Source organism: Candidatus Methylacidithermus pantelleriae, assembly GCF_905250085.1.
In the GTDB taxonomy this organism is placed as follows: Bacteria; Verrucomicrobiota; Verrucomicrobiia; order Methylacidiphilales; family Methylacidiphilaceae; genus Methylacidithermus; species Methylacidithermus pantelleriae.
Map to the genome: position 1 here is coordinate 1 of NZ_CAJNOB010000047.1, position 6,762 is coordinate 6,762.

Sequence of the window (6,762 nt, forward strand, 5' to 3'; positions counted from 1 at the left end):
TCTAGCCTTCGAGATCCTTATGCCATTACACCCGGGCAGCGGAGAAAAAGAAGCGCGGCGGCGGCTTCCCGTCCCAGGGGAACCTTCCCTTTGGGTTCCCCGCGACTCGTTTCCCTCTACTGGCCAGAGCCCTCGTCATGCTCTGTCGCTGGTCGAAGATGAGCTCCTCTTGGATGGGAACGCCCGCCAGAATCTGGCCACCTTCTGCACTACCTGGTTTGAACCGGAAACACGCTATCTCATGGGGCTGGGTCTTGACCGGAATCTTGTCGACCGGGATGAATACCCGCAAACCTCCGAGATTGAACGTCGATGCGTTGCGATGCTAGCCGAGCTGTGGAACGCGCCCTCGCGCGAAGAAGCGGTAGGTTGCTCGACCACCGGCTCCAGTGAAGCTTGCCTCCTGGCGGGCCTTGCGCTTCTCTGGCGGTGGAAATCTCGAGCAGGTTCCTTGCAAGGACCTCCCAATCTTGTGACCGGTCCCGTTCAGGTATGCTGGGAAAAATTTTGCCGGTACTGGGAGGTGGAACTCCGGGAAATAGCAATGGAACCGGGAAAATGGGTTGCGCGTCCCGAGGAGGTTCTGAAACGTTGCGATAAGAACACCATTGGAGTCGTTTGCACCTTGGGTCTTACCTTTACGGGACATTATGAACCGGTGGAAGAAGTGTCAGCCGCTCTGGCTAGGTGGGAAAAGGAACAAGGGATTGAAATTCCCATTCATGTTGACGCGGCAAGCGGAGGGTTTGTAGCCCCATTTATCCATCCACAGCTCCGTTGGGATTTTCGCAACCCCAAAGTGGTCTCCATCAACGCCTCAGGACACAAGTTTGGCCTAGCGCCCCTAGGACTTGGCTGGGTGTTGTGGAGGGAAAAGAGTTTTCTCCCCAGGGAACTAACCTTCTCGGTCCGCTATCTGGGTGGCGAAGTCCCTACTTACGGGCTCACGTTTTCGCGCCCCGGAAGCCAGGTCATTTGCCAGTACTACCAGTTTCTTCGGCTGGGCAGGGAAGGGTATCGCAAAATCCTTTCCGAGTGCTTTGCGATAGCCCAGTTTTTGGCCAGTCAATTGGATGGCTTCGAGTGTTTCCAACTGGTTCACCAAGGCGACCAAGGGATTCCGGTGGTGTGTTGGACGTTGGATCCTTGTTGCCGTCTTCCCTTTAGCCTCTATGACGTTGCAGATCGGCTGCGAACCCGAGGATGGCTGGTTCCGACTTATCCCTTGGTACCCAATTGTCAACAAATGATCGTGCAGCGAGCGGTGATCCGGCCTGGGTTTACCATGGAGCTTGCCTATCTCTTTGTGGACGACCTAAAGAAAACCCTTTCGTATTTGGAGTCGCATCCCCCGGCTGCGCCTCTCACTCAGGAGGAGCTAGGCATGTTTACCCATGGTGGAAGGTGACCAGGTAGGAGAAAAGCCCGAAGAGAAAGAGAACACCTGTCGAGGCTGGAGAAAGAAAAAAGAGGGAGGTAACGGAGCTTGGATTGGATTTCTCTGGAGCAAATGGAACTGTGGCTGCGGCTGGGGGTAACCGAAGAGGAGCGAGCCTGGCCCCAGAAAGTACTTTTGTCCGTTAGGATCGGTTGCCTAGACCTCTCTCCCGCAGCCAAGACCGATGCATTAGAAAAGACGGTGGACTATGCCCGGATCTGCCAATCCATTCGGGATCTTGCCCAGGCGCGACCCCGTTGCCTTTTGGAATCCCTCGCTTGGGAGGTGGCCACAGCCATCTTACAGGAGCCCCTCGTCCAGGAAGTCGAGGTCGAGGTGCGAAAATTTCCCCTCCCTTCCATAGGATGCGTGTCTTTGCGGATCCAACGTTCCAAATCACAGGACGGGCGAGCCGCTGGGCCGTCCCAGGTAAGCTAAAACATGCGATCATCATTCCCTAGGGACTGAAACGCGCTCTATAGGCTCGCTTCCATTGAAGCTCAACGGAAGAGAGAAGCCGCAGAGTCAAGGAGTGGCGCCGAGCGCAGTAGGAGAGCCTCAGCCGGGGCTACCCTGTCGGTAGGGCCGTTCCTCCAGGTTCCCTCCGGGTCGTCCGTTCCCATTCCCCGCCTAATCCAACCGAGCGTTCGAATCTCCCTTATTCGGCTTTCGGACAAGGTTTCAGCTCGATTATGCCCACGGCAGGTTTTCTAGCCCGCCCTCGCTTTCGCTGCCGTGTCTTCTCGGGCTGGCCAAGCCCCCAGAGAGATTCTAGGTTCTCGGTCACTCTCCCGTGCCTTTCGCTCCCTCCGACGCATCCTACGGAGCTCTAGGCCCCTTCCCGTTTGGGGCCTTTCTCCGAGCTCCACCGTACTATGGACCTATCCGAGTCCTACCTGGTCTCTCTTTCGGCCCCACACGGGGCAGTAGTCGGTCCGTTCGGCACCAACACAGCCCACCAGATGGGCCCGCCGTGTTGATTCTTCATCCTTCGCCGCATGCCCTCGCCCGATACCCTGGCGGCTCTCCCCAGTGCCCCCATGGCTCTCTTTCCCAACGCGACTTCGGCCACCGCTGTCACCCTTAGCTGCCGCTCCGGGTACTCCTGGCTGAAGCAATCGTTGCCCGGCGAGGACGACTTCGGCCCTACTGGTCGATGCAACCTTTTGATCCCCGGAGCACACGGAAGCGAAAGCTATCCGTTTTTGCTTGGGTAGCCGAAATGATCCAAACTCTCCTTTGGAAGAGCTGGCATCCCTTTGCGCACGTCTAGAGTCCAAAAAGGGGAAAGCGTTCTCTAAGGAATCGATCCGGGTAGCAGCAACACGGACAAGGTTTGCTATACGTTTGGTGGAGAGGCTCTTTTTTCGTAAGAATTGCTTTTGAATGGCGCAGGGTTGGACAAGCGTAGGGGCGACCATGATCGCCTGGTTACGAAACCACAGAGAAGAGTGAAGGAAAACCAACCGATCACGATTGTGGGAGGCGGAATAGCCGGGTTAGCGCTCGGTATTTGCCTTGCCAAAAGAGGTCTACCCGTGACGGTTCACGAAGCCCAAAGTTACCCCAGGCATAAGGCCTGCGGTGAATTTATCTCTGGACTTTCCTATGAAGTGGTTCGGCAGCTGGGGCTGGAAGATCTGTTGGCTCCCCTGGCCAAAAAGGCAAGGGTCGCGTTTTTTGCCGGAAAACGTCGGGTTTGGGAAGCCACCATTCCAAAACCCGTTTTTGTTTGTTCCCGGCATGAGCTTGATGCGCGTCTTGCTCGAGCGTTTGTCCGTTACGGTGGGGAACTTCGAACGGGAAGCCGGCTTCCCATTCAGGATAGAATAGGCCAGGTGATTGCTTCGGGAAGAAGGAAAGGCAAAAGCTCTTGGCTCGGCCTAAAGGTTCACCTGACTAAGGACCAGCCAGATTGTGACCTGGAACTTCATGTGGGCAAAGGTGCCTACGTCGGGTTTGCATGGCTCCCCGATGGAAGGGTGAATGCATGTGCCCTATTGCAACGAATTCCCCTGGGAACCTTTTCCGATCCCCTCATGCGGTTTGCGAAGGCTTTGGAAGAGGCGGGGTTGGAACAGGTTGCCGCTCGACTACTGCGTTCCGGTCCGCTGCGGGAGAGTATGATTGGTGTTTCCCATTTTGATTTTGGAATGGCGCCTCGGGGTATGGCAGCCATCGGGGATTCGTTTGGAGTGATTCCTCCTTTTACTGGAAATGGGATGGCTATGGCGCTTGAATCGGCCCTTTTGGCGGCGGATCTTCTGGAGGATTTTGCTTTGGGAAAGATCAGCTGGGATTCCCTAAAGGCTGAACTTTTCCGGAGGCTTCATTGGGCTTTCCGAGAGCGTATGTTTTTTGCAGGTCTCCTTCATCATGCGCTTCTTTCTGGATCGCTTTTCCAGTTCGGGGCTTCCCAGTTGCGAAAATGGGATCGTTCCTTTCCCTGGATCTACCAAAGGCTGTCCGGGTACCGTCTATGGGAAGGCAGCAAACGTTAGCGGGCAGCAGAAGCCCACTGGGTTTCATGAGGTGAAAACCAAAAGCACAGCCATCGGAGCACCTTGTTTCTTCAGGCTATAGCTACCGCTTTACCTCCCCACGCCTACACGCAGCGCGATTGCTGGGAAATTTTTCTTAAGGACTCCCGGCGAGCCCGGGAGGTACTCACTCCGGACTCGATCGCGTTTGTGGAACGCATTCTTTTAGGTGATAGCGGAATCGGATCGAGGCATTTTGCCCTGGAACCTTTGGCTAGCGCACTTGATTTGGATTCGGAACAGCTCAATCGTAAGTTTGAGGAACTGGCACCCCAACTGGGGTACCAAGCTCTGAAACGTGCCCTGGACAAAGCGGCAGTCACCGCGGAAACCCTCGATGCGCTCATTGTATGCACGTGTACAGGATACTTGTGTCCGGGTCTTTCCAGTTACATTGCGGAATTGGCCGGGCTCCGTTCCACTGCCTACCTACTTGATCTTGCGGGACAAGGGTGTGGTGCAGCTTTACCAGCTCTGCGTGCTGGTGCCGCTTATCTGGCAGGCCATCCGGAGGGATGGGTTGCTTGCGTGGCCGTGGAAATCTGTTCCGCTGCTTTCTATGTGGATAACGATCGCGGCGTTTTGGTCAGTCTTTGCATCTTTGGCGACGGCGCGGCCGCCACTATTTGGTCGGGTCGGCGAAAAGGGCTCGGATGGGAAGCTCACGATTTTGATTCGGAGCACCTTCCAAAGGAGCGCCAGAAACTGCGGTTTGAAAATCGGCAAGGAAAACTCCGGAACCTTCTCGATCGCACGGTTCCCCACTTGGCAGCCGAAGCAGTGAGCAAATTATGGGAGAGGGTTCCGGGGAAAAAGCGAGATATCTGCCGCATTGTTGCCCACCCTGGCGGAAAGGAAGTAATTGCCGCCCTGGAAGCCAAACTCCCCGGAAAGATCGTTCCCGAAAGCCGGCAAGTCCTGTGGCGCTGTGGCAACATGAGTAGCCCTTCCGTTTTGTTCGTTCTGGAATCCGTGCTGGAACGGCCCGCAAGCGAAGCACTTTGGATTGTCTCTTTTGGAGCAGGTTTTTCCGTTCATGCTGCCTGGCTGTCCCAGACTGAAGCCGCAAGCTAGCGAGCTAGTGCTGCTCTATCCTCATGCTGCAGACACAGCAGGGAAATTTTTGTTGCCTTGTGATATCCCGTTTGAGCTAGAAGCGTTCCTCAAACGATAGACAACCATTCCCCCGCCAGGAAAGATCGTCCCGGACCCCGGCCGAATAGCGGTGCCGACCATTTGTGTCTGCCGGGCTTTTACCGGCAAAGCCTGCGTAACGCCCAATGCCAAGAGGTTCCGAGGCAGGCGCCTCGGTAAGCCAGATGAGCCTCCCCACCGCCTCTAGTTAGCAGAAGAAAAAAGCTCCCGTGTATCGAACTCCTCGGGGTCGAGCGAGCATTCCAATGGGCGTTTGGTGATGCTGGTAACACCTCGGATAGCCCGCCTCGCGCCAGGCCTTGACGCACGGGCGGATCTCATTGACCAGTGGAATTTCGACCAAGATGCCGGGGTCGTCAAAAGACTTCGAACCCGGCGTGGCCACCGTACTCCCAGCCAGAGAGGGGGCCTTCGGCTAGATCGAAAGTCCGAGTCTCCCGGTCGTAGCGCCAGTGGCGCGCGCTCCCGGCATGGCGAGTTGATGATGACCAGGCGGGCGATGGTGGTCTTGCCCATTACGTGGCCCCGCACAGTTTCGCAGCACTCGCCGCAGCCACGATCGCGTCAAGCGCGTACCCAATCTCCAGGTCAATCGCGTTCGCAAGCACGGTAGCCACCAGCACGTGGTGATCGGTCTTGCTCATCAGATTCGGCAGGTTCGGCGATTGATAGAACTACCTGAACAACCGCTCAAGGAATTCGTTGCTCGCCTTGATGTCAGCGCTCCCGGGTCCTCGTCCAAGGTCCGCAAAGGAGCGCCCGATCTCCTTAATCGCCTCCTCCATAGCCTTGCGCCGCGCCCAAAGGGTTCTCCTTACTGATGGCGGCCCTGATCCTCGGCAAAGCAAAGGAGCGTCTCCGGTTGGCACAGGTCGTTCTACAGCTCGCACTTCCTCCACATCCGATGCACAAGATTGCGATCGGACGGTAGGCTCGCTCTCAGCCGGTCATAGATGGCGATCCCGACAAAGTCAGGCTTGGCTTCATGCAGGGCATAACAATGCTCCTGCGCCTTGCGCGGCTGGTTGGCGAGGTAATGCAAAAACGCTCATCCGAGCCGTTGCCGCGCCGGGTGATTCGACGCGATCGACAAGGCGCGTAGCGTGGCAAGATCGGTCGATCTTTCGAGGTACAGCACCCAACCGTTTCCGAATCCTCCTGGTTGCCCCAAAGAAAGACATGCTCGCCCATCGCCCAGCCACTCCCCCTACCAACCCAAGAGGATTTGCCAGTTTCCCGGCCGCCCGTCTCGGGCTGGACCCGTATCGCACCACACGCTTTCGGATCTTTCCCTTGAAAATAGGAAGAAGTCCCATCGAAGATCCTCTGGAGCTTCAGAGAAAAAGATCCCGGAGCCCAAAAAACGTTCCTACCGCACCTCCTCGTTCTCCTTTACCCCGCTCATCCCATGCCCCATACGACGGCCAAAGAAACCCATGGTCCACCCGAACCCGCCCAATCTCTTCCCCAACCGGCCGGATATGTTCCCGTCGCCAATCCGGCATAGAATCGGTCTCCCGTTACTCGTGCCCAAGCATGCTTTACTCTCCAGACACAAAAGAGGGGAAGCCACAAGAACCAGCGCCCGCTCCAGCTACCCGAAATCTTTCGCCCCCTCCCCCGCTTTTC

6 protein-coding genes and 1 pseudogene are annotated in these 6,762 nt (G+C 56.6%); 4 read left to right on the forward strand and 3 right to left on the reverse strand.

What is annotated here, in order from left to right; translation table 11 throughout:
* The 4 genes from KK925_RS09065 to KK925_RS09080 form a co-directional block, all read left to right on the forward strand.
* Positions 1-1,408, forward strand: a 1,408-nt coding sequence (locus KK925_RS09065) for a glutamate decarboxylase (RefSeq protein WP_214096455.1), incomplete at its 5' end; no start/stop codon positions are given.
* A gap of 78 nt (positions 1,409-1,486) precedes the next feature.
* Complete coding sequence (folB, locus tag KK925_RS09070; protein WP_174583530.1) at positions 1,487-1,876, forward strand: dihydroneopterin aldolase; 390 nt, start codon at positions 1,487-1,489, stop codon at positions 1,874-1,876.
* A gap of 1,013 nt (positions 1,877-2,889) precedes the next feature.
* The gene (locus tag KK925_RS09075) at positions 2,890-3,939 is read left to right on the forward strand and encodes an NAD(P)/FAD-dependent oxidoreductase (RefSeq protein WP_174583531.1); all 1,050 of its coding nucleotides are present in this window, start codon (positions 2,890-2,892) and stop codon (positions 3,937-3,939) included.
* A gap of 63 nt (positions 3,940-4,002) precedes the next feature.
* On the forward strand, positions 4,003-5,052 hold the full coding sequence (locus KK925_RS09080; RefSeq protein WP_174583532.1) for a type III polyketide synthase: 1,050 nt from the start codon (positions 4,003-4,005) through the stop codon (positions 5,050-5,052).
* Between the two features lie 205 nt (positions 5,053-5,257).
* Here KK925_RS09080 and KK925_RS11505 read toward each other — a convergent pair.
* From KK925_RS11505 to KK925_RS09085, 3 genes and pseudogenes are all read right to left on the reverse strand, one after another.
* A pseudogene (locus tag KK925_RS11505) lies at positions 5,258-5,649 on the reverse strand (BPTD_3080 family restriction endonuclease); the annotation flags it as partial.
* Positions 5,649-5,777, reverse strand: a complete 129-nt coding sequence (locus tag KK925_RS11315) for a hypothetical protein (protein WP_268905648.1) — start codon at positions 5,775-5,777, stop codon at positions 5,649-5,651. The pseudogene KK925_RS11505 and the gene KK925_RS11315, both read right to left, overlap by 1 nt.
* Before the next feature lie 690 nt (positions 5,778-6,467).
* Complete coding sequence (locus KK925_RS09085) at positions 6,468-6,638, reverse strand: hypothetical protein (RefSeq protein ID WP_174583534.1); 171 nt, start codon at positions 6,636-6,638, stop codon at positions 6,468-6,470.
* Positions 6,639-6,762 lie beyond the last annotated feature (124 nt).

What these genes read in the sequence shown, in the direction of transcription:
- KK925_RS11315 (WP_268905648.1), bottom strand. Translation starts at nt 5,777, where the DNA reads ATGAGCAAGACCGATCACCACGTGCTGGTGGCTACCGTGCTTGCGAAC.
- KK925_RS09085 (WP_174583534.1), bottom strand. Translation starts at nt 6,638, where the DNA reads ATGCCGGATTGGCGACGGGAACATATCCGGCCGGTTGGGGAAGAGATT.